At 41.5% G+C, this 23,593-nt stretch carries 18 protein-coding genes; 6 read left to right on the forward strand and 12 right to left on the reverse strand.

The features are described from left to right. Positions 1-85 precede the first annotated feature (85 nt). Positions 86-2,086, reverse strand: coding sequence for a methyl-accepting chemotaxis protein (locus ACE1TH_RS17325; protein WP_255224243.1), 2,001 nt, complete (start codon positions 2,084-2,086; stop codon positions 86-88). A 135-nt stretch (positions 2,087-2,221) separates the two neighbouring features. On the opposite strand from ACE1TH_RS17325, the gene ACE1TH_RS17330 reads away from it, so the two are divergent. Then, complete coding sequence (locus ACE1TH_RS17330) at positions 2,222-3,985, forward strand: S9 family peptidase (RefSeq protein ID WP_375079605.1); 1,764 nt, start codon at positions 2,222-2,224, stop codon at positions 3,983-3,985. 63 nt (positions 3,986-4,048) lie between these two features. Here the strand turns inward: ACE1TH_RS17330 and ACE1TH_RS17335 are convergent, their stop codons facing one another. Both ACE1TH_RS17335 and ACE1TH_RS17340 read right to left on the reverse strand, forming a co-directional pair. Further along, positions 4,049-5,716 carry a nicotinate phosphoribosyltransferase gene (locus ACE1TH_RS17335; protein ID WP_255224245.1) on the reverse strand — a complete coding sequence of 556 codons (1,668 nt, stop codon included), beginning with the start codon at positions 5,714-5,716 and terminating at the stop codon, positions 4,049-4,051. A gap of 194 nt (positions 5,717-5,910) precedes the next feature. Then, positions 5,911-7,116, reverse strand: a complete 1,206-nt coding sequence (locus ACE1TH_RS17340; RefSeq protein ID WP_375079606.1) for an ornithine--oxo-acid transaminase — start codon at positions 7,114-7,116, stop codon at positions 5,911-5,913. 121 nt (positions 7,117-7,237) lie between these two features. On the opposite strand from ACE1TH_RS17340, the gene ACE1TH_RS17345 reads away from it, so the two are divergent. After that, positions 7,238-8,434 (forward strand): MFS transporter, encoded by a 1,197-nt coding sequence (locus ACE1TH_RS17345; RefSeq protein WP_375079607.1) that lies wholly within the window; start codon positions 7,238-7,240, stop codon positions 8,432-8,434. A gap of 72 nt (positions 8,435-8,506) precedes the next feature. Here ACE1TH_RS17345 and ACE1TH_RS17350 read toward each other — a convergent pair whose 3' ends face one another. The 6 genes from ACE1TH_RS17350 to ACE1TH_RS17375 all read right to left on the reverse strand — a co-directional run bounded on the left by ACE1TH_RS17350 (position 8,507) and on the right by ACE1TH_RS17375 (position 15,615). Next, a complete protein-coding gene (locus ACE1TH_RS17350) occupies positions 8,507-9,277 on the reverse strand; it encodes an N-acetylmuramoyl-L-alanine amidase (protein ID WP_375079608.1) in 771 nt (256 codons plus the stop codon). Between the two features lie 204 nt (positions 9,278-9,481). Beyond that, positions 9,482-11,104, reverse strand: a complete 1,623-nt coding sequence (locus ACE1TH_RS17355) for a catalase (RefSeq protein WP_375079609.1) — start codon at positions 11,102-11,104, stop codon at positions 9,482-9,484. A gap of 108 nt (positions 11,105-11,212) precedes the next feature. Further along, positions 11,213-12,928, reverse strand: coding sequence for an ABC transporter ATP-binding protein (locus ACE1TH_RS17360; protein ID WP_375079610.1), 1,716 nt, complete (start codon positions 12,926-12,928; stop codon positions 11,213-11,215). A 75-nt stretch (positions 12,929-13,003) separates the two neighbouring features. After that, on the reverse strand, positions 13,004-13,819 hold the full coding sequence (nei, locus tag ACE1TH_RS17365; protein WP_375079611.1) for an endonuclease VIII: 816 nt from the start codon (positions 13,817-13,819) through the stop codon (positions 13,004-13,006). A 32-nt stretch (positions 13,820-13,851) separates the two neighbouring features. After that, the gene (murB, locus tag ACE1TH_RS17370) at positions 13,852-14,787 is read right to left on the reverse strand and encodes a UDP-N-acetylmuramate dehydrogenase (RefSeq protein ID WP_099304664.1); all 936 of its coding nucleotides are present in this window, start codon (positions 14,785-14,787) and stop codon (positions 13,852-13,854) included. A gap of 207 nt (positions 14,788-14,994) precedes the next feature. Then, positions 14,995-15,615 (reverse strand): flavin reductase family protein, encoded by a 621-nt coding sequence (locus tag ACE1TH_RS17375; protein WP_375079612.1) that lies wholly within the window; start codon positions 15,613-15,615, stop codon positions 14,995-14,997. Positions 15,616-15,686: 71 nt separating this feature from the next. Between ACE1TH_RS17375 and ACE1TH_RS17380 the strand changes: the two genes are divergently transcribed. Then, positions 15,687-16,331, forward strand: a complete 645-nt coding sequence (locus ACE1TH_RS17380) for a DUF421 domain-containing protein (RefSeq protein WP_099304666.1) — start codon at positions 15,687-15,689, stop codon at positions 16,329-16,331. 48 nt (positions 16,332-16,379) lie between these two features. Continuing rightward, positions 16,380-17,279, forward strand: coding sequence for a diacylglycerol/lipid kinase family protein (locus ACE1TH_RS17385; RefSeq protein ID WP_099304668.1), 900 nt, complete (start codon positions 16,380-16,382; stop codon positions 17,277-17,279). 114 nt (positions 17,280-17,393) lie between these two features. Here ACE1TH_RS17385 and ACE1TH_RS17390 read toward each other — a convergent pair whose 3' ends face one another. Beyond that, positions 17,394-18,077, reverse strand: a complete 684-nt coding sequence (locus ACE1TH_RS17390; RefSeq protein ID WP_099304669.1) for a DsbA family oxidoreductase — start codon at positions 18,075-18,077, stop codon at positions 17,394-17,396. A gap of 652 nt (positions 18,078-18,729) precedes the next feature. Between ACE1TH_RS17390 and ACE1TH_RS17395 the strand changes: the two genes are divergently transcribed. Together ACE1TH_RS17395 and ribD are read left to right on the forward strand one after the other, a co-directional pair. Continuing rightward, entirely contained in the window at positions 18,730-19,599 is an 870-nt protein-coding gene (locus tag ACE1TH_RS17395; protein ID WP_375079613.1) for an oxidoreductase, read from the forward strand. A gap of 12 nt (positions 19,600-19,611) precedes the next feature. Beyond that, the gene (gene ribD / locus ACE1TH_RS17400) at positions 19,612-20,721 is read left to right on the forward strand and encodes a bifunctional diaminohydroxyphosphoribosylaminopyrimidine deaminase/5-amino-6-(5-phosphoribosylamino)uracil reductase RibD (protein ID WP_375079614.1); all 1,110 of its coding nucleotides are present in this window, start codon (positions 19,612-19,614) and stop codon (positions 20,719-20,721) included. Here ribD and ACE1TH_RS17405 read toward each other — a convergent pair. Beyond that, complete coding sequence (locus ACE1TH_RS17405; RefSeq protein ID WP_375079615.1) at positions 20,718-22,895, reverse strand: FtsX-like permease family protein; 2,178 nt, start codon at positions 22,893-22,895, stop codon at positions 20,718-20,720. The two genes, ribD and ACE1TH_RS17405, sit on opposite strands and share 4 nt — an antisense overlap. 13 nt (positions 22,896-22,908) lie before the next feature. Next, on the reverse strand, positions 22,909-23,559 hold the full coding sequence (locus ACE1TH_RS17410) for an ATP-binding cassette domain-containing protein (RefSeq protein ID WP_176554451.1): 651 nt from the start codon (positions 23,557-23,559) through the stop codon (positions 22,909-22,911). Positions 23,560-23,593: the final 34 nt, after the last annotated feature.

The raw sequence follows: 23,593 nt of genomic DNA on the forward strand, positions 1-23,593 counted from the left end.
TGTACTATTCATTCCTTTTTCCTTGCATCCTTAAACGTTGAATTGGTATAGAACGACGCCAAACTCATTTAACAGGCTGTCGAAATTAGTCGTTCCACTCAAATTTAGCAATCATGTCTTCTAGTTCATCTGCTAGTTCTGCAAGGTTCGTCGTTGAGCTCAAAATTTCCTCCATTGAAGCGAGCTGTTCTTCTGTCGATGCCGATACATTTTGCATGCTTGCAGAAGTTGTTTCATTCGCAGTTGAAATTTGGTCATAAGACTGAATGAACTGCTCTGTCTGATTAGCCATTGTCTTCACTTCTTCTGTAACAAGGGAAATCTTCTCTGTCACCTGATTCATATGTGCTTTTATTGAAGAGAACGATTGCCCTGCTTCTTCAATAATGGTCACACCTTTTCCGACTTCTCCCTCACCAGCAATCATTTCTTGTACAACAACTTGTGTCTCGTCCTGCACGTTGTTGATGTGCTCCTGCACGGTTTTGGCCGCATTATTTGATTGCTCTGCTAATTTTCGAACTTCATCCGCGACAACAGCAAAGCCTCGTCCATTTTCACCTGCTCGTGCAGCCTCTATGGATGCGTTCAAAGCGAGCAAATTCGTTTGTTCTGCAATATCAGAAATCATTTGACTAACTTGGCTAATCGTTCCTGCTTGTTGCTCTAGGCTTTCAACAGTCGTAGAAATGGATCGTACTTTTTGTTGAATGGTATTCATTTGTTCGACACTGCTTTTTATCCCTTCTTGTCCAGTTTGCACAGCTTGTACAGCGTCTTTTACCGCTTCGGTTACAAGAGTCGTTGATTGCTGGATGCCATGGATTCCAGTTGAAATGGTTGTTGCAGCAGACTTGCCTTGATCCATACTCGAAGTTTGCTCTTCCACACTGCCAGATACCTCCTGAATGGCTAACGTAATTTGCTCGGTTGCCTGCATATTCTGCTCTGTACTTGCCTGGAGTTCTTCTGATGAAGCTGCTAAATACGTTGATTTATCTCGAATCCCTGTAATCGTCGCAATAAGGGATTGCCTCATTTCATCAAAAGACTCTGCGAGCACACCCACTTCATCTCTAAAGGTTGATTTCACTTTATAGGTAGAGCTTAAATTTCCTTTACTAATAACCGCCGCCACTTCTGATAAGCCGGCAATCGGACGTACAATCGCACGAACTACACCAAAAATAATGACGGATCCGATGATAAGCGTCACGACAACAACAATAATCATCGTAATTAAAATTGGTTCCACTAGTTGCCGAACTTCATTCGGCAACATCGCACCTGCGAGAATCCATCCTGTAGGTGAAACCGTATCATACGTAATTTCTCTTGGCTCCCCCTCATCCATTTGAAACTGAAATTGTCCTGCTTCGCCTTCCTCGACAAATAAAGAACTAAGAGTAGCGGGTATGTATTCTCCAGATTCGAGCACCGGATGATAGACGACTCTTGAAAGGTGGTCAACTAAGAATAAGTAGCCTGTACTCCCAATTGACGCATCTGCCACATAGTTTAAAATCGGATTAAAATCAACACGCATCGCGACAACATGCTCTCGATCACTTGATAACGAAGCGAAAATAATATCCGCATCTTCTTCGCTATTAAAAAATGGTTCACTGACCGCAACATCGGTTTGTCTTGCAATCACGTCTCGTAGCCACGTAAATTCATGAATGCCATAATTGTCGGCTAAGTCTTCCGTATTCGCGACATCTTCCGTATTCCCATCCGGTTGAATCGCAACCCCTTCTCCAGAGCTATTTACAATATAAAGCTCATGAATTCGTTCATTTTCTCTAAGCAAAGCGTCCAGCTCCGATGCAAGTTCATCCGCTGACTGGGACCCATCTACCGTACTCCCCATATAAAAAGCCAACTCTGTCTGTAACTCCATATATTGCTGTACAGACGAATGAACGTTGGACGTCATTTGTTCCGCTTGTGCATGCATCGTTTCTTCAACATTATCGCGCGTTGTTAAATACGAAAACACCCCAATTACGAGACTTGGTATAAGTAACATCAATCCAAATGCAAACATTAATTTCCACTTTAAACTTATGTTTTTCTGCTTCATATTTCCCCCACCTCTATCTTCTCATCTACTATTTCGGCTAGTGCTTCTACTTTCTAAAGTCTCAATGTTGATATTTGAAGAATTGCGCGAAAAAAGTTATCATTAAATCAATTTAAATGAGAGAGGATGGTTTTCATGCAGCTTTCAGATTTTCTTACGATTGATACCGCATCAAGTCCTGTTTTTCATCCGGTTCAATCTGATCGATTTCTTTACATAAATGATGCATCTGGTTTGCCTCAAGCATACGAATACAACTTAACCACGCAGTCATCTAGCCGGTTGATTGAAACATCCGAACGAATCATGTTTGCCACATACGTTGGTGATGACATTCTAATCGGTATGGATCATGGTGTTAATGAAAAACAACAACTCTTCCTAGTTAAAAATAAGGAGGATCTGCTACCATTAACAGACGATCCCGCTCATATCCATCAATACGGTGGGCTCTCACCTGATAAACAAACGATTGCATGGAGCAGCAACCGTCGGCATCCCCAGTTTTTTGATGTCTATACCCAGCGTACCGATACATTTGAAATAGAATGTGTCTATGAAGAGGATGGTCGCCACGACCCAGTGTCGTTTCATCCTAATGGAAAACAGCTACTGATCCAAAAAACATCGACAAATTTAGATAATGATCTAGGCCTCTTACATTTAGAAACCAAAACCATTGAATGGCTCACACTACATAACGGCGAAGCTCATTTTACTAATGCTTGTTTTGATAAAGAAGGGACGTACATCTATTGCATTAGTAACGTTGGTAGAGAATATAGCGGCGTTGCACGCATTCACGTTGAAACGAAAGCGCTGGAGTGGCTATATACAGCTAATTATGATTATGAAGAACTCGTGTTAAGTAAGGATGGGGCATATTTAGCGTATGCGCTAAACAAAGGGGGCGTTTCCGAAGCGTACCTTACCCATATTCCAGCATGGCAAGAAACGAAACTTTCGATTGAGAAAGGTGTTGTTTCAAGTTTTTCGTTTTCTAAAGATACAAGCCACGTCCTATTTTCATTAAACGGTGCCTTACATCCAACCTCTATTTGGTGCTATGAAATCGAGAAAAAACAATTGCAAGCTGTTGAAAACTGTACGAAGGCTCGTCACATCACCCCACACTTAACGCAATCAGAAGAAGTGATGTTTACAAGTTCAGATGGCGAAACGATTTCTTCTTTCTATTACAAACCAGCAGAAGAAGGTCCGCATCCCGTCGTTATTTTTGTCCATGGTGGTCCCGAAAGCCAGATTCGTTCTGTTTATAACCCATTTCTTCAGTACTTTGTCTCACAAGGTTTTGCTGTTTGCACACCAAATGTACGTGGAAGCACTGGCTACGGAAAGCGATTTCATCATCTAGATGATAAACGGAACAGGATGGATTCGGTTCGTGATTTAAATGAACTAGCAGAATGGTTAAAAGCGCAAGAGCTAGCCATCCCAGATAAAATTGCGGTGATGGGAAGAAGCTACGGCGGCTTTATGGTTCTAGCAGCAATCACTCATTACCCAACACAGTGGGCTGCCGCCATCGATATCGTCGGTATTTCAAGCTTCAAATCATTTTTAGAGAATACAAGTATATGGAGAAGGAAAGTGCGGGAAGCAGAGTATGGCTCTCTTGAAGAAGATATTGATTTCTTTGACAACATCGACCCGATCCATAAAGTCGATCAAATTGAAGCGCCTCTTCTTGTTCTACACGGTCGAAATGATCCACGTGTGCCAATCTCTGAGGCAGAGCAAATTGTTGAGCAACTTCAACAACGCAACCATCCTGTAGATTTTTTATACTTTGAAAATGAAGGTCATTTCTTTGTTCGCTACGAGAATAATCTAGCAGCTTACGAAAAATCATTTGAGTTTTTACAGAAGTGGCTATAAAAAAAGAACTCCATGAGCGAGAATTCCTCATGGAGCACTTTTTTATAAAGAGTGAAAGGAATGTTACCCTTCTCGCTTTTCATGAATGAGCTGGTTTTTCATCTCTGTCAATTCATCTGATAAGGATACTGGGTACACTTCTGGTACTTCTAAGCGAAGATATTCTTCCCAAAAAGATTGTTTTTGAAAAGCATGATAGTCACGGACTTCACGAAGGGAAGGAACATCATAAACTAGCTTTCCGCCTTCAAAGATCGGCTGTAACAATTCCACCGCTTGGAAGTCACGAATTCGCTTCGCCTTTAATGGGTTGCGTGGATGTTTTAGGAGAATTTCCTCTTTTCCTTCTAACGATTCATGTTCTAAACAAACATAATCTCCTTTTGCCATCCCATCGTCTCCAAACAAGCGGTAGACTTTCTTTCTTCCTGGATTTAAAATCTTCTCGATACTTTCAGAGATCTTAATTAACGCCACCCAGTCATCTTTTGTATATTGGTCTGATTCTAATTCCGAATGCAATGGGCGTCTCGCTACAATCTTATGCACACCACCAAGAGCAGGGTTGTCATACGCTGTGATAAACTTTGTTCCAACACCCCAAATGTCTACTCTTGCGCCTTGCTGTTTCAGTGACGCAATTGTGTATTCATCTAAATCGTTGGTTGCCGCAATCTTTACATGCTCCAATCCTTCTTCGTCAAGACGCTTGCGAACTTTTTTAGATAAATAAGCCAAATCCCCACTATCCAACCGAACGGCCGTCATCTCATATCCTTTTTCTTCTAGTCGACGAGCTGTTTCAATCGCATGCGGCAATCCACTTCCTAATGTGTCAGTCGTATCTAAGAGTGGAATGGTTTTCTGCGGGAATACTTCCGCATACGCAAGAAAAGCTTCCAATTCGGAAGGGTGAAACATAATAAACACATGCGCTTGTGTACCTGTGATCGGCATCGAGAATTGTTTACCCGCTTTTACGTTACTCGTCGCGTCAAAACCAGCGATGTAGGCCATTTTTGCACCATTCACACTGGCATCTCTACCTTGCGCACGTCTTTTGCCCATCTCTAGTAAGCCGTCTTTGCCCGCAATCGTTTTAATGCGTGCGCCTTTTGTGAGCACGAGTGATTCAGCATTAATGATGTTTAACAACATCGCTTCAATCCAAATGCATTCCCAAACTGGAGCTTCAATTCGGATAAGCGGCGTATTTGGGAACACAATATTGCCCTCTTCAACAGCATGTAAATCACCACTAAAACGGAGCTTTCGTAAATCATCGAGAAACGCTTCATCAAAACCTTCTGATTGCTCTCGTAAGTAATTTATATCACTTTCATTAAAGTATAAGTTTTCGATTGTATCAATTAAATGTCCAAGTCCACCGAACGCGACATAGCCACCTAACTCTGTACTAAATTCGCCAACGCCTCGAACAAAAGGGGCTTTCCGATAAAAGTCATCAAAAACAACTTGAGTTTGATGAAGCCCTTCTTTCCAAAGTGCATACATCATCGTAATCGCATAATAATCAACATCAAGTGCATAGTCTTCAGAGGGATTATAATAAGGCGTGACATGATAAGCATTGGCACCACATCGGATGCACGGCTCCTCGCTAGAAGACTCGTTCGAGAAACTCGGTTGGTCACATTCTTTGCAAATGTGGATATAGCGATAACGAGTCGGCTTAACAAAATCAAAGATTGTTTTCATATGTTCAGACATCTTTCTGCTCCTTTATGGTTTACGCTTTCAAGCATATAAGTCAACAAAAGTATACTCTTGTTTTTCCTTGAATTCAAATAAGGTCCCCTCACAAAACCATATCTAAACAAAAAAAGCGCCCGGTATGGACGCTTTCATCGTCTATCATTATTTATTGCGTCATTAAAGCCTATCACGAACGATTAAGTCGGTCTTTACTCTGAATCGTTCCCAGATAACACCTCTTTAATTTGTTCTAACGCATGTTCCAGTTCTTCTTTCGTAATAATCAATGGCGGCGCAAAGCGAATGACGTTTTCGTGGGTTTCTTTGCATAACAGTCCTCTTTCTTTCAACTGCTCGCAAAACGGGCGAGCCGATTCTGTCAACTCAATTCCAATGAATAAGCCTCTCCCACGTACTTCTTTAATAGAAGGGTGCGTTAACGTTTTCAATTCCTTTATAAAATAATCGCCAAGTTCCTGAGCATTCTCTAACAACGATTCCTCTTCCAAAATTTCCAGCGCGGTAATGGATACGGCACACGCAAGTGGATTACCTCCGAACGTTGACCCGTGTGAACCCGGCTCAAACACACCTAGAATGTCTTTATTCGCCACGACTGCAGATATCGGCAAGATCCCTCCTCCAAGCGCCTTTCCGAGGATATACATATCTGGCTCGACGCCTTCATGTTCACACGCAAACCATTTTCCTGTTCGGCCTAAACCTGCTTGAATCTCGTCCGCAATAAAGAGAATGTTGTTCTCTGTACAAATACGACGAACCTCTTTTAAGTAACCGTCAGGTGGAATAAGTATGCCCGCTTCCCCTTGAATCGGTTCAACCAAGAATGCCACCGTATTGCCTGTAATCGCCTCTTCCAACGCTTTTTCATCGCCATAAGGAATGACTTTTACACCTGGTAACAACGGACCAAACCCACGCTTATATTCGTCACTTGAAGAAAGTGAGACTGCCGCAAGTGTCCGTCCGTGAAAATTATTGGCGCACACGATAATCTCTGCTTTATTCGCCACCACTTTTTTCTCTTGGTAGCCCCAACGACGCGCTGCCTTCAAGGCCGTTTCAACCGCTTCTGCCCCTGTATTCATTGGCAACACCATGTTTTTCTTCGTTAACGTTGCCACTTTTTCATAAAAAGGGGCCAGTTGATCGTTATGAAATGCACGGGACGTAAGCGTAACCCGTTCTGCTTGGTCTTTTAGCGTTTGAATTAGTTTTGGATGACAATGCCCTTGGTTAAGCGCTGAGTAGGCACTTAGCATATCAAGATATCGATTGCCCTCTGCATCCCAAACCCACACACCTTGCGCTTTCGAAATGACAATCGGTAAGGGATGATAGTTATTAGCACCATATTCCTCTGTTTTTTTAATAATCTCCGTTGACTTAGACATAAACATCCTCCTTCATCACAATCCTTACATTCTATGTTTCTTCGCTTTAAAAAAATGAATTCCTGCTACAATCACTTGGAAAAAAGGTGTTAAGATGAAATGAGGTAAGGAGGAATCACCTGTGGATACACAAATTAGACGCATACATCACATTATTTTTCTCGCATCTGTCTTTTGCTTCTGGCTTGCTACATATAGCTACGTTCCTGTTTTCAGCCTTTATTTAGAGTCCATTCCTTTTAGTTACGGCTTGATAGGCATTATTCTTGGAAGTTATGGCATCACACAAGTATTGCTTCGCTTTCCACTCGGGGTCTTACTCGACAAACTCGTGACGTTAAAAAAACACTTTTATGTTGGTGGGTTTGTCGTTGCGATCATTAGCGGCTTTATTCTTTTACTTTCTACGTCTTTCGTATGGATATTGATCGGTCGGCTTCTCGCCGGTGTTACCGCTGCTATGTGGGTCATGGCCACCATCATGTATGCAGACTATTTCCGCCCAGATCAAACCGGAAAAGCAATGGGGACGCTGCAATTTGCCACGGTCATGCCACAGTTTATTAGCATGCTTACAGCGGGCTTGCTTGTAGAGTGGATGGGCTTTGCTATTCCGTTTTGGGTCGGAATTATCACAGCATTCATCGGACTCATTCTCGCTTTATCTGTAAAAGTTGTTCCAAACAAAAACCGTTCTAGTGTCAATGGATCATTTCGCTCTATTATTCGTTCAACATTATCAGTGAAAAAGCTGATTCCTATCACATTGATTTCTTTATTCACTCACGCACTTTTGTTTATTTCAATCTTTGGCTTCACCCCGGTCTACGCCGGAGCCCAGGGAATTTCAGAAGGAGCGATGGTTTGGGTCATGGTCGCGTTTTTTGTGCCACATGCAGGAGCATCCATCCTTGTTGCGGTGATGAATGTAGCTCCTCATGCGGAACAAAGGCTCATTATTAGCAGCTTAATCCTTACAACGATTACATTCTTCTGTATGCCACTTGCGACAGAACTCTTTTCCATAAGCTTATTGCACGCGATTATCGGCTTAACAATTGGGATTGTCCTGCCACTCTTATTATCTCAAATTGCCAGTCTTGCCCCAGCGTCTCTGAAGACATCTGTCATGGGGTTTTACCAATCTATCTATGCGATCGGCATTTTTATCGGACCATACCTAGCTGGTTTTGCTGCAGAACAATTTGGACTCCAGCATGTCTTTACATTAGCAGCGCTCATTAGTCTTATTGCCTTGGGCGTTGCTGGATTTACAGTGGCGACTGACCGGAAGAAAGACAAAATAAAGACAGTCTAAATAAAAATTTATCTTAACTATCGAAAAAAGTGACCTTCGCTTTAAAGCGGAGGTCACGTTTATTTTAACCTGTTATCCACTCACAACAGTGGCATCATACCCTCGCCCACGCAGTTCACTCGCAAGTGCATCTGCATTCGCTCTGACTGAAAAGGCACCTGCCTGCACGAGGAACAGAGAACCACTTTGTATAATAATCGATTCATAGCCATCTGCTCTTAATCGTGCTTGCTGTTGGTCCGCATTGGCTCGAACGGAGAATGCACCGACTTGGACACGGTAGATGGTTCCACCACCGCCACCACCTCGCTGTAAATTAAACGCTTGTGCTAGTCCATTTACATGTCCTCTCGCTACACGATCTAAGAAAGCGGAACTTCTTAAAAGATTTGCGTCTGCTGCACGGTCTATAAAGAGATTTTCTGTTAAGATTGCTGGCATATTAGACGTTCGTAACACAGCAAAGTTTGCTCGTTTTTGACCCCGGTTCGTCACATTCATCTGTTGCATAATGGCAGGATGAATAATGCCTTGCAGACGCGCCGTTTCTGCTCCTGCATTCTTATGAATAAACGATTCAAAGCCTGTACCACCACCTGCATTAATGTGAATGGACATAAAGTAGTTGGCATTCCATGCATTGGCTTGCTGTGTCCGTTCGGTTAACCCGACAAATACATCGTTTGTTCGGCTCATACGAACTTCAACACCTTGATATTCATTTAGTAGAATATCTCGAATACGTGTTGCAATTGCTAGTGTTAGCGTTTTTTCTTGTAACCCGTTTCCTACTGCACCTGGGTCACTTCCCCCATGTCCTGGATCTAGAAAAATTCTTGTCATTCTTTTCTCCTCCTTTGAAATTTAGGTGCTTGTCCGCATCCATTACCGATGCGAAAAAGCATGCAGCGCTTTACGCCACATGCTATTCATATGCAAAAACTATTAACGTGTCAGGGTGTTTGCTAGATTTTGAATCAAAACAGGCATAACGCTCGTTTTTCATCCAAAAAAAAACTGCCTCCACTGAGACAGCTTCTTCTTTTCTTAATACGGGTCAGATGGTTGACTGTCTTGCTTCGCTTCGTCGACCTTTTGTTCTTTCCGGTCTTCCATGCTTTCTCGTTCTTTTGTAATCGCTTCTTTCAGTCGCTTTCCGTAGTCTGCATCGGCTTCTGTTGTGTTTTTAATCATCTGTTCGCGGACTGCATCGTGAACATCGGCTAATGCACCAGATAAATTGGAAATTAGCTCATCTTTTTCCCAATCTGCTAAGCGACGGTACGTCTCACCAGCCTGACCAAAGTTATTTGGTCGATCAATCGCTTCGCCTTTTACTTCGCCAGAGACATGAGGGGTATGATCTTTCCCTGTCTTCTCTGCTTCTTTTAATCCGCCAATTACTGATGGTTCATAGTTAATATGAGGGTTGTTGCTTGGTGGTGAATCAACTTGATACGCCATTTGACCATCGCGCTGGTTTGTTGCCACACGTTTTTTAGGTGCATTGATTGGCAGCTGCAAGTAATTCGCGCCAACACGATAACGCTGCGTATCCGAGTAAGAGAACGTACGCCCTTGCAATAGTTTATCATCAGAGAAATCTAAGCCATCAACGAGGACACCTGTTCCAAAAGCGGCTTGCTCGACTTCAGCAAAGTAGTTCTCTGGGTTTTTATTTAAGACCATTTTACCGACTTTATGCCATGGAAATTGATCTTTGTACCAGAGTTTTGTTGGATCGAGTGGATCAAAATCAAGATCAGGATGCTCGTGATCCTCAATAATTTGAACATATAGTTCCCACTCTGGGTAATTGCCTTCTTTAATGGCTTCATATAAATCTTGTGTCGCATGGTTAAAGTTCTGACTTTGAATCTCATCCGCTTCTTTTTGCGTTAAGTTTTTAATACCTTGTACAGGTTCCCAGTGGTATTTAACAAGAACCGCTTTCCCTTCCTCGTTTACCCAGCGATAGGCATGAACCCCAGAACCTTGCATATTCCGATAGTTCGCCGGAATGCCCCAAGGAGAGAATAGGAACGTAATCATATGCGTGGCTTCTGGACTTGAGGAAACAAAGTCAAAGAAGCGCTCCATGCTTTGACGGTTGGTTACTGGGTCTGGCTTAAACGCATGAACCATATCAGGGAATTTAAGTGGGTCACGAATAAAGAAAATCTTTAAATTGTTCCCGACTAAATCCCAGTTCCCATCTTCCGTATAAAATTTAACCGCAAATCCTCGTGGATCACGTAACGTTTCTGGTGAATGTGTGCCGTGTATAACAGTTGAAAATCGAACAAAAACCGGTGTTTGCACTTCTGTATTTGTGAAAACTTTTGCCCTCGTATACTTGGAAATGTCTTCGTCTCCTACTTTTCCATACGATTGAAAATACCCATGTGCTCCTGCGCCACGACCATGTACCACACGCTCAGGTACTCGTTCTCGGTCAAAGTGGCTTACTTTTTCTAAGAAATCATAGTTTTCAAGTGTTGTCGGACCACGGTTTCCTACTGTTCGAACATTTTGATTGTCCTTTACAGGGTGACCTTGACGGTTAGTCAGCGTTTCGTCTTTCTCATTCGATGCTTTGCGCTGATCGAGTGAATCGCCTGCACCTGTCACACCTGTTCCAAATGAAGGGGACTTATGCTTTTCATCCATTTTACATACAGCTCCTTTATCATTCTTTCACATCTATCTTTTCCAAATGAAGGCAGCTTATGCATAAAAAAAGCAAATCATCTAGTGATGATTTGCTTTAATCGATCTTTATTGCTTAATTTGAATGCTGTTTAGTGTGGCAAACACACCATTTTGTTGAATTAGTTCTTCATACGTACCTTGTTCAACGATCCCGTCTTTTGTGACAACGACAATGTGGTCTGCATGACGAATTGTCGCTAGTCGGTGCGCAATGACAAGGGTCGTACGATCTTCTGCTAACTCTTTTAATGACTGCTGAATAAGCGCTTCAGTCTCTGTATCGAGTGCGGACGTCGCTTCATCCAAAATTAAAATTGGCGGATTCTTCAAGAATGTACGCGCAATCGCAATCCGTTGTTTCTGCCCGCCAGAGAGCTTAAGTCCACGCTGGCCAATTTGCGTATCGTAGCCATTCGGAAGGGTTTCAACAAGTGCGTCTAAGTTTGCTAACTTAGCAGCATGATAAATCTCTTCATCCGTTGCATCTAAGTTTCCATAACGAATGTTTTCACGCAACGTCCCGCTAAATAAGAACACGTCTTGCTGAACAATGCCGATTTGTGAACGCAATGACTGTTTTGTCATATCTGTTACGTCCATACCGTTAATCATGATGCTTCCACTATTAATATCGTAGAATCGCGGAATTAATGAACTGATCGTCGTTTTTCCTGCACCAGATGGTCCAACAAACGCGACAGTTTTTCCAGCCGGAATGTACAAGTCGACATTTTCTAAAACAGGACGATTTTCTTCATAACCGAATGTCACATCGTTAAATTCAATCGCTCCATCAAGTACTGGCGCTGTTTTTGCCTGATCCTTATCAACAACGTCGACTTCTTCATCCATTAAGTCAGTAAAGCGTTTAAACCCTGCCATGCCTCTTGGATAAAGCTCAAGAATCGCACTAATTTTTTCAATTGGTTTAAACAAAATATTAATATAAAGAATAAAGAGCACGAATTCTCCTACATCAATCGTACCGACATATAACAACCATGAACCGTAAATAAGCACTGAAAGAATCATCAAACGAGTCGCCAAGAAAATTCCTGAAGAGGTGTAGCCCATGACTTTATAGCCGCCTACTTTTGCGTTACGGTAGCGTTTATTATTTTCACGGAACGTCTCTACTTCGTGGGCTTCATTTGTAAACGATTGAACAACACGCATACCTGACACGCTGTCTTCTACCCGAGCATTTACATCGCCTATTTCTGTGTACATCTTTCTCCACGCTTTATTCATCTTAATATTCGTGTATGTAATTAAGGCAATTAAAATTGGAACAAAGATTAGTGCCACAAGTGCTAAGCTTGGATTAACGTAAAACATGATGCTAAATGCACCAACAAACGTCATGACCGCAATAAATAAATCTTCCGGTCCGTGGTGAGCAAGTTCACCAATATCAAACAAATCGTTCGTAATTCGACTAATAATATGCCCAGTCTTTGTATTATCAAAGAAACGAAACGACTGTCTTTGTACACTTTCAAATAAATCCTGCCTCATATCAGTTTCAATGTTAATTCCAAGTTTATGACCAAGGAAATTTACATTGTACTGTAAGTATGCACTCACAAGATACGTTCCTAATAGGGCACCTGATACCCATACAACCGTTCCCCATTCTTGTTCTGGTAAGAGTGTATTAATAAACCACTGCACCACAAGCGGGAAAATCAAATCTAGAATTGCTACTACGATCGCGCTAAAGAAATCAATATAAAACAAGCGCTTATGCGGAACGTAGTAAGCAAAAAAGCGTTTTAACATATTTACCTCACTCTCTGCCTAATCAGCAGACCCCTCCCTAATTTATCGGAAGGACGCCAAAAAAGCAAAGGTTATTTACTGACAATACGGACAATAATACAATCTTCGTCCGTTTTTCATTATTTTTAAGATCGTTTCTCCACATGCATAGCATGGCTTGCCTTCACGATTAAACACATAATGGCGATAATCACGGCGCTTCTTACCCGCACGTTTTAATTCATCTACTAGCAACGCTTCAACGGTAAGACCTTCCGTTTCATACGAACGTTCCGACAACGTAATGAGCGCTTCAGCCATCACTTCTTGCTCCGATTCCGAACAGTCTACAGGTCTTGCATCAGGTGAAATACCCGCTACATATAATAGCTCACTTCGTAAATAATTGCCATTCCCTGCTACAAAGCCTTGGTCGAGCAGTAAGGCGGCCCACGCTCGATTACGAAATGATTTTAATCTCATGCGTTCAAGAAGAGTCGTTGCCGTCACCTGATCAGACAAAACATCTGGTCCAGCCTTCATAATAAAAGGGTGTTGATCAAGCTCGTCCGTTTTCAACACCTCTATATCGGAAGCGCTATAAAGCAGCGCCGCTTGCTTCTCTGTATACAGCGCGAGTCGAAGTTGTCGGTTTGTCTTTGGGTACGTATAAGACTTGCGAATCATCCATTTTCCATACAGTTGATTATGAGAATAAATGCTGTACCCATTTGAAAAATGAATCAGCATCGCTTTTCCTTTTGTGCGTACAGCCTCTATTTTTGCAGATGAAAGAACCTCTTCATATTCTTGTAAATGCGGAAACGCAAACGATATTTCCACAAGAGGTTGATTAGCAACCGCTTGCTCCACTTCAAATGCAGCTCGTCTTATTTCTGGACCTTCCGGCATTCTCATCACCTCTCGTAAGAAGACCCTGTTAATTAATCATTAACAGGGTCTTTAAGATCTTCTCCTATTGTAATGACTTCGGTTTCCAACATCACGCCAAACGTTTCGTTTACTTTTTCTTGTACGTGACGAACAAGATTCATATAGTCGGACGCTGTTGAGCCATCAACATTCACAATAAAACCAGCATGTTTTTTTGATACTTCCGCACCACCAATACGCGTCCCTTGTAGACCACTTTCTTGAATCAGTTTTCCTGCAAACATCCCTGGTGGTCGCTTAAATACACTTCCACACGACGGATATTCAAGAGGTTGCTTTGTTTCCCGCGCGATTGTCAGTTCATCCATCTTCTGTTTAATCTGAACAACATCTCCTTTTTCAAGAGACATGGTTCCTTCCAAAGCAATGTATTGTTTTTTGGAGAACACACTTTTACGATAATCAAACTCAAATTCATCTTTTTCGAGTGTTAGAAAATCTCCTTCTTCCGTCAGCACAAGCACACGTTCCAATACGTCTGCAATTTGTCCACCGTACGCACCTGCGTTCATGTAAAAGGCGCCACCTACTGTGCCTGGAATGCCACATGCAAACTCAAGCCCTGTTAGGGATTCTGCCAATGCTTCTCTTGAAGCGCCGATAATGGTCGCACCTGTTTGCGCGACTACCTTTGTATCCGTTATTTCAATGTTATTCAAATGTTTTAAGCAAAGCGTGATGCCTCGAATTCCACCGTCTTTTACAATGACGTTCGACCCGTTTCCAAGTAACGTAACCGGAATATCGTTCCTGTGTGCAAACTTCAACACACGCTGCGTATCATCGTAGGTCGTTGGCGTAATAAATAAATCCGCTAATCCACCCATTTGCGTATAGGTATGTTTATAAATTGGTTCATTTTGACGCACGGCATCATGAGGTAACTCTTGAATTAAAGCTTCACAACGTTGTATATATTCGTTCATTATCATCGTCCTCTAATTTAAGGTCATCATCCACTTACTCTTCAAAACATTCGCCTATAGTAGCTATATGCATCTTTAGTGTGAATGTGCCCGATTTGGCTTTCTTTATGCATGAAAAGCCCATTCTTCATCTCTACATTATGACGTAAAACGACTCAAAAAAACAGACCAAACGTGTATTTTGGTCTGTGGTACCTATCTATTTCATTAGTCAGGACGTTTTAACGAGAACAACTCTCCTAAGCCAGCGTAGTTCGGACCAGATAAACGAGCGACAGGATTCAATTGATCAGCCAGAACATAATTTTTTTCGTCGTCATACACACGTTCATCCAAATGCATCTCAATCACACGAACAATGAGTAAATCAAATGCTGTAACGCCATCATCATTTGCTATAGGAAGATGAGACTCTAGTTTACATTCAAATCGAATCAGTGCTTCTTTAATACCAGGAACGCGGACGCTTGTACTGTTCACAAGCGCTAAGTCCGTTAACTCAAGTTCACTTTCATCTGCTTTTAACGTCGCAGCCGTCTGATTCATCGCTTCCACTAAAGATTCATCAACAACATGAATCACGAGTTCTTTATGCGTCACGACATTCCGCGCTGTATCTTTCATTTCGCCTTGTTTTCGACCAACAGCAATAGAAAGCAGAGGTGGATCACCTGCTAACATCGTGAAAAAGCTAAACGGCGCGGCATTAATCACATTCCCCTCTGTTGATTCCGTTGTGACAAATGCAATCGGGCGTGGGACGACAGCGCCACTCAACAGCTTATATCGTTCTTTAGCTGGTAAATCCATCAATGTTACGTTATGCATGAACGTCCATCTCCTTTTTAGATAAATAAATTTTTCTCAATTCGTTCATACTTTAATGGAGGTGATGTACGTTGGACCAGTTACTCTCCATCCTAATCAGAACGGTTATAATGTTTGTTGCGGTATTAATATTCTTTCGATTAACAGGAAAAAAAGAACTTGGTGAAGTCAGTGTACTTGACGTCATTATTACATTAATGATCGCTGAATTAGCAGTTATCTTAATTGATGATCCTGACTTGCCCCTTTATCGTGGGCTGGCACCTATTGCACTTTTAATTCTTTTACAACGAATTTTTGCTTATCTACAAGTGAAAAATCAAAAGTTTAGAGATCTAGTTGACGGCGAACCTGTCATTATCATTAAGGATGGCCAATTTTTACAAAAAAATCTTGAAAAACAAAACTATAATATTGATGATATCATGTTACAGCTAAGAGATAAAAATGTTGCAGATGTCCAAGAAGTCGATTGGGCGATGCTTGAGGCATCAGGGACGTTGTCTATTTTCAAGAAAAACGACAATACTCCGTTTACCCTCCCTTTAATTATGGATGGCGTATTACAAAAAGATCACCTTCAAATTCTTAACCTTACGGAAGATTGGGTGCGTCAACAGCTGAAAGTGAAGGGGATTGTTGCCGTTGAACACGTCTTTTACTGTAGTTATTTTAACAATACGTTTTCCGTTCAAAAAAAATCGGCTTCATCTTAAGTTATTTACGCTTAGATCGGGTATACACGTTTATAGAGAGGTGAAGGAATGACTACGTACAATAAAGCGTTACTTATATACAATCAAGAAGCTGGACAAGGAGATGCATCTGAGCTACTTGAAAAAATTGTCCCCAAATTAGCGCTGTCGATTAAAGAATTTACACTTCGTCAGACGGAGCAACAAGGGGATGCAGAGGATCTTTGCTCTAGATATGGCAGTGAAGTCGATTTGATTCTTATTATGGGTGGGGACGGTACGGTTCACGAATGTGTAAATGGTCTTATGCAACAATCAGGAAGACCAACTGTTGCTGTTTTACCTACTGGAACGTGTAATGATTTATCAAGGGCCTTGAACGCACCAACTCTTGACGAAGCTCTGGATGCCATTCTTGCTGGACATACGACCGAGCTTGATATTATTGGTCAAAACGACCGCTATTTCAGTAATTTCTCAGGAGTTGGACTTATCACAGAAGCATCCAAAGAGATTGAGGAATCGACGAAAGACTCATTCGGTAAACTTGGCTATATTATAAGCGCCATTCGATCTTTAAAAGAACCGACAACGTTTACGTATGAAGTTGAAACGGATACAGGCGTAAAGAAAAGTGGAGAAGCCGTTATGATTCTGGCGATGAACGGACAATATATTGGCACAGTTGGACTTTTTGAGGATGTCATTTCTCTTGATGATGGACAACTCCACCTTTTTATTATTAAAGAAGCCGGTTTAACACTAGTAAAAAATATGTACAATCAAGCACGAGCAGACGAAGGATGGCTTGATAATCCCGAACAATTAGAAATGTTGAATGTTCAATCGTGTACAGTGAAGACGTCTCCGTCCCTTGATATCGACAGTGATGGTGAAAAAACAGATCAAACACCTGTTACGTATCAAATGCACAAACAAGCATTATCATTTATTCATTATCAAGAATAGACACCTTTAGAAAGAGAGATGGCTCTCTAGTAAAGAGCTTAACGAATAGCTTGAAACAAAAAGAATCTTTACGAATGATTTTACTCACTCATAAAGATTCTTTTTTTAAGCCTTTTAACAACTTCCGTCAGAGCATGTGTCCCCTTGATTGATAACTTGAATAGTTGAACCTTCTTCTTCTTTCACTTTCTGCAATACTTGCAGGAAGGCTTCCTTCGGCTGAGCTCCTGAAACCGCATATTTTCGATTAAATACGAAGAAAGGAACCCCTTGAACCCCAATCTGCGCTCCTTCTGCCTGTTCTTGCTCTACAGTATCTTTATAACGATCGCTGTCTAACACCCCATTCACTTCTTCTTTAGAAAGACCAACAGATGCTGCAATCTCCACTAAGGTATCGCGATCACCGACATAACGACCTTGAACAAAGTGGGCATCAAGTAGTTTTTCCATGACCTCACCCATCTTGCCTTGTTCTTTAGCAAGGTGGCTTAAACGGTGAGCATCTAGAGTATTAACAACACGAACTTGATCGAGCTTGTAATGAAGACCGACTTCTTCAGCTTGAGCAGTTACTTGACTGTTCATCTCTTTTGCCTTTGCTTCAGGCATATTGTATTTTTTAGCGAGAACCGACACCATCGACTCATTAGATTCTTTTGGTGCATTCGGATCAAGCTGAAAACTTTTAAACGTTACGTCTACATCCTCATCATATGCCTCTAAAGCTTGTTCAAATTTCCTCTTCCCAATATAACAAAACGGACATGCAATATCCGACCAAATCTCTACGTTCATCCTGGATTCGCCCCTTTCTCCTTATACGATATACCCATCGATAAACAAGTGCAATAATTGTGCTCTCCCATAGATTTCCTAACTTCAATAAAAAAAGTTTCAAAAAAAGTGATCCAAATGACATCCTCCTGCGTTATCTCTATAAGTAAGAAAAACTGAACGAAAAAAGGAGGGAATCTCATGTTCACAGACATCCTTATTCAAGCGTTTGAATCTGTTTCTAGCATCATCGGCACTCTAGGCTAATTCCTTTAATCTCTAAAAACTTTTTTCAGGAGGTGACTTTCATGTTCACAGACATCCTTATTCAAGCGTTTGAATCGGTTTCTAGCATTATCGGCACTCTAGGCTAATTCCTTTAATCTCTAAAAACTTTTTTCAGGAGGTGGATCAAATGCTCACAGATGTACTTACACAATTATTTGAATCAGTTTCTAGTATTGTGGGAACTCTTGGTTAATAGATATGGACGAGCAGTGATTCTCATCGCTGCTCGCTTTTTTTATTGTTCCGTTTGTTTCAGCTGATATACATATGCATAAAAACAACCATAATCTAGCCCCGCTTTCCTACCTCAACGTTTAACCTTTGGCAATTTCTCATAAGACTAGTATAGTATGAAGACAATGATGGCTTAGAAGGAGCTAACTACATGAAGCAGACGGCGCTTATAACAGGGGCAACGAGTGGAATCGGTTTTGAAACAGCTAAAATGTTACTGAACCTTCAATTTAAAGTCATTATCGCAAGCCGCAATCAAAAAAAGGGTCAGGCTGTCGTGCAGCAACTTCAACCTTACGGCGATGTGTCGTTCTATTACGTAGATCTTGCTGATCTGTCATCGATTCGAGCTTTTGCAGAATCCATTCAACAACATGTTCAGTCATTGGATTTGTTAATTAATAATGCTGGTGTTATGATACCCCCTTACCAAAAGACTGCGGACGGCTTTGAAATGCAGTTTGGGATCAACCACCTCGGTCATTTTGCCCTAACAGGTCTCCTGCTCCCTCTTTTAAACGCGTCAGCGAAAGCACGAATTGTTACGGTAACGAGTATAGCCGCTATAAAAGGGTCAATTGATTTTCAAAACTATAACGGAGAGGTTCGCTACCGAGCAATGAATTTCTATCGACAAAGCAAATATGCGAACTTTTTATTTTCTTGTGAATTAAATCGCAGGCTAGCACAGATAAAAGTCTCGACGATAAGCGTCGCTTGTCATCCAGGTCTCGCTTATTCAAACTTGCTTTCAAGAGGTTCTGGTGAGCAAGCACACTGGCTCATTCGCTCCTTTCTGCCACACGTTATCCAATCCGCTGAACATGGTGCAGCATCAACGATTTATGCTGCAACGAATAACGATCTTCAAGGTGGAGAATGGATTGGGCCAAGCGGGTTTCGAGAATGGTCTGGTGCACCTCGCGTTCATCAAACACGTCAAAAAATCGATCGAACATCTGAAGCAAAAAAGCTATGGACGCTTTCAGAGTCATTATCAGGGATTCAATATTTATCTTAAGGAGTGTATGGAATGTCTGACAACATTTATATGAAGCTTGCACTTGAAAATGCAAAAGCTATGATTGGTCAAACAGGAGCAAATCCGGTTGTTGGCTGCGTAATCGTTCGTGAAGGCAGGGTCGTTGGAATTGGCTCTCATTTAAAAGAAGGCGAGCCTCACGCAGAAATTCACGCATTACGAATGGCAGGCACCCTCGCTAAAGACGCTACAGCTTATGTCACATTAGAGCCTTGTTCACATACGGCCAAAACGGGTCCATGTGCAAATGCTCTCATTGAAGCGGGTGTTCGAAAAGTAATCATTGCCTCGCTTGATCCTAACCCAAAGGTTGCAGGAAACGGCGTAAAGCGTTTGAAAGATGCTGGAATTGAAATTGAAACAGGGCTCTACGGTGAAGAAGCCTTTAAACTGAATGAAGTGTTTAACTATGCGATTGTGAACCGACGCCCATTTGTGACATTAAAAGCTGCCATGTCTTTAGATGGTAAAATTGCCACAAAAACCACCCATAGCAAGTGGATCACCTCTTCTGCTGCACGTGAAGACGTACATCAGCTGCGAAGCGAACATCAAGGAATTGTAGTCGGGATTGAAACGGTCCTCAAAGATAACCCTTCACTTACTGCACGTATCCCAAATGGACGAAACCCAGTAAGAGTGATTGTCGACTCCCAGCTACGCATTCCCCTAGATTGTTCAGTTGTCACTGATTATGAAGCACCAACGTATCTTTTCACTTCAGCCGAGCCGGAACATAAAGAAAAAGAAGACCAGTTAAAAGATTTGGGAATTGACGTTATTTATACGTCTGGTCAGCAGCATGTGAACCTAGATGAGATGATGTCAACCTTGTTTTCACGAGGAATACATTCTCTGTTGTTAGAAGCTGGTGGGACACTCAACGCCGCTTTTATCGAGCATCAACTTGTACAGAAATACTTGATTTATGTGGCACCAAAGCTAATTGGCGGAAAGAGTGCACGAAGTTTCTTTGAAGGCGAAGGAATTGAAACGATGGATTCTGCCACTGCGCTTACGTTCGCAGAAAGTAGTGTGATCGGTCCCGATCTAAAAATTACCGCCTACCCCAATTACAAGACAAGAAACCCACGTGATTAAATGGTCACGTGGGTTTTCTTATTATGATAAGTGTAAGCTATTATGCCGACGAGAAATACAGCAACCGTCACCACTGCACTGAATAGCGTTGGCAAAACTTGATCAGTAAAGATTGTTAACCCTAGCCAACTTGTTAAAAAGCTTCCAACCGTAACAAGAAAAAGCACCACTTTTTCTGATCCTCGTTTTGAAAACACTGTTAAAAAAGACAACCACAGGCTTATGCACAACGTAAGTAAGATTGGCAAAATCACGATCACATTAAATTGTTGCTCCGCGTGCTCTGTTGCAATGGTCCACGTGCCATGAGGAATTCCTGATACGTACCATAACGTGGGGTACGCTTGAGCATATTGAGAATGAAAAATATACTCAAACTCAGCAATCCGAAGGTCTGTAGGCAAAAAATAGCTCGATGCTAATGTATCAGATTGAACCGAGTCACCTGCATAGCTAGCAGGGATGATAATCGTATCCCAATCAAACCCAAGCTCCGTATCCGCACTATAAACATGAAAAGTACGTTCCTCTTCACTCGACTCTCCAAACTCTGTCTCTTGATCAACATTATCCCCGTGGTTCATGTACGAGACTTCAACTTCACTCCCTTCAAATTGTACTGCCTCCAACCCATTATCCCTTGTAGCATTAATGTGCACAGCAGGATAATCATGACGTTGTAGCTCTTGCCACTCCGATTTACTCCAGTCGATTTGATTTAAAAACTCTGGCCAATCTTTATCTTCAATGACGAGCACTCGAGATTGATACAACGATTCTTGACCATGCTCCATAGTCGAGATTCTCCAACCAATCAACTCTTTTAAATAGAGATACGCCAATTCATCATGCAAGTTTGCGGCTAAATCGTCTATCATTTGTACATCTCGCTCGCTGGATGAAGAGATTGTTAACGCTTGATCACTATTCATCACATAGAAATGCGTTTCAATGTCTGCCTTATTTTCATTATGAAACGATGGATAATCTACTTGATTGTACAAAACCGTTGGGAGAAAAAGCAGAAAGAGTATGCTTACGATTCCCGCAAGCCATCGCTTATTCTTTTGTTTCACTTCTTTGCTTACGTGAAGCAATGTGGCTACAAATATGGCTAAAACAATCCCACCTAAGATCATAAATGTATAATCAATCGGGATAGAAATTTGATTTTCAATATGCTGAACTCGATTGTAAAGCGAAGTCCCAAACAAATGACTCCATTGATCTCCAAATGCTTGAAAACTAATGTACACAACGAATACACTTATACTTAAACTAACAATTGAAAACGTAGCAAAGAGAATGCTAAAATACGTCCGAATGCGCCGTGGTGACATGCCTAAATAACGTAATGTCTTCAAGTACCGTTCATACCTGAATATTGAAACAAATTTCGTACATAAATATCCTAGAGCAATCAACTGCAAGACAATGAGCAGACTATAAAAAGGAACCAATGCTTGGCTATCAGTCAGTTGTTGCAATGTAGACGTTTGATAGATTTGGTTTCTATGGAGCGCATACCCAAACTGCTCTCGCATCTCTGTAGAGACCTCGGCGATATGCTCACTATTTGTTACACCCATAATAAATCCGTTTTTAACATTTCCTAACGTTAATGCTGTTGGTGCATGAGGCACATTAAGATATAAATCTCTATAGTACCCAGTAATCTTCACTTCCTTCTGATGACCGTTATCAGTTTTAACAATAACCTTCTCACCAACTTGAACATTTTCCCCAAAACTAGCAGCATAAACTTGATCTAGTACCCATTCTCCCTCTTTCTTCGGCCACTCTCCCACAACTAATTCCGCGCCAGTTTCAGAAAAATAAGGAGCGCTTAACGTCTGTAACTCGAACTCCATCTTTTCCATTGTATACGTTTCTAGCTCACTTCTTAAAAACGAATGCTGCACAAATTCATGATCATCGAAGAAAGCTTTTGCATCATCGTCAACCACTGATGAGGTATGCAGCGTATAGAGACCTGCACTTGTCCCATCACTCGATAGCTCGTTTACTTTAATGGTCTGTGTACCAACTTGAATCGTAAAAAGAATACATGATGTAGTAAAGAGGATAAGCCCTAAGTATGTAAGTATTTTTATGACAACCTGTTTATGTAAGAACGAGGTGTGTCCAAACGTTATAAATCGAAAAAAGCCCATTTAAATCCTCCAATTACCCTTCATATAACCGTCCATCTTTCAGGTGTAACATCCCATGCGCTAACTTTGCCCGCTCCCAATCTTCCGTCGTATAGAGAAATGTTAGCTGCCGCCCCCACGCATAGTGAATAAGTTTTTGTAATCCATCAACATGACTAGGTGCTTCCATCATAAGAATCGAGGGTTTCGCGAGCAAAGCCCGTATGATTCGAACCGTTTCTTGTTCTGCAGTTGTTAAGTGTTGGACTTTTTCTTTGCGTTTGTTTTCAACGTTAAAATAGTGAAAGAGCGGCATTAGCTCTTCTTGAACGTCCCTCTGTTTCGTTGAAATCAACTCATTGATGTTTAGATTACGCTCAACAGAATACTCTTGTATTAATGGTACACGTGCCGATATGATCCCTATTTCGTTTCTCCGAACGTCTGCAATCTCTTCTTCATTTAAGCTTGTCATCGTATGTTTTCCAATCGTGATCTCTCCAGATATCGGCTTTTTCATTCCTACTAAACAATCAATGAGCGCTTCTGTTTCTGTTTTCTTTCGTCCAAAAATACTCACGTTTTCACCGTGCCGCACCGTGAGCTTTAAATCTTGTAAGAGTATCTCTTTTTTAAATCGATTACGCTGCCTTACTGTTAAATCGTTTACTTGTATGTGTTTCAACTGTTTAATCCTCCTTGCTCCATTCACTATGCTA

The organism is Shouchella sp. JSM 1781072 (genome assembly GCF_041949915.1).
In the GTDB taxonomy this organism is placed as follows: Bacteria; Bacillota; Bacilli; order Bacillales; family Bacillaceae_D; genus Shouchella.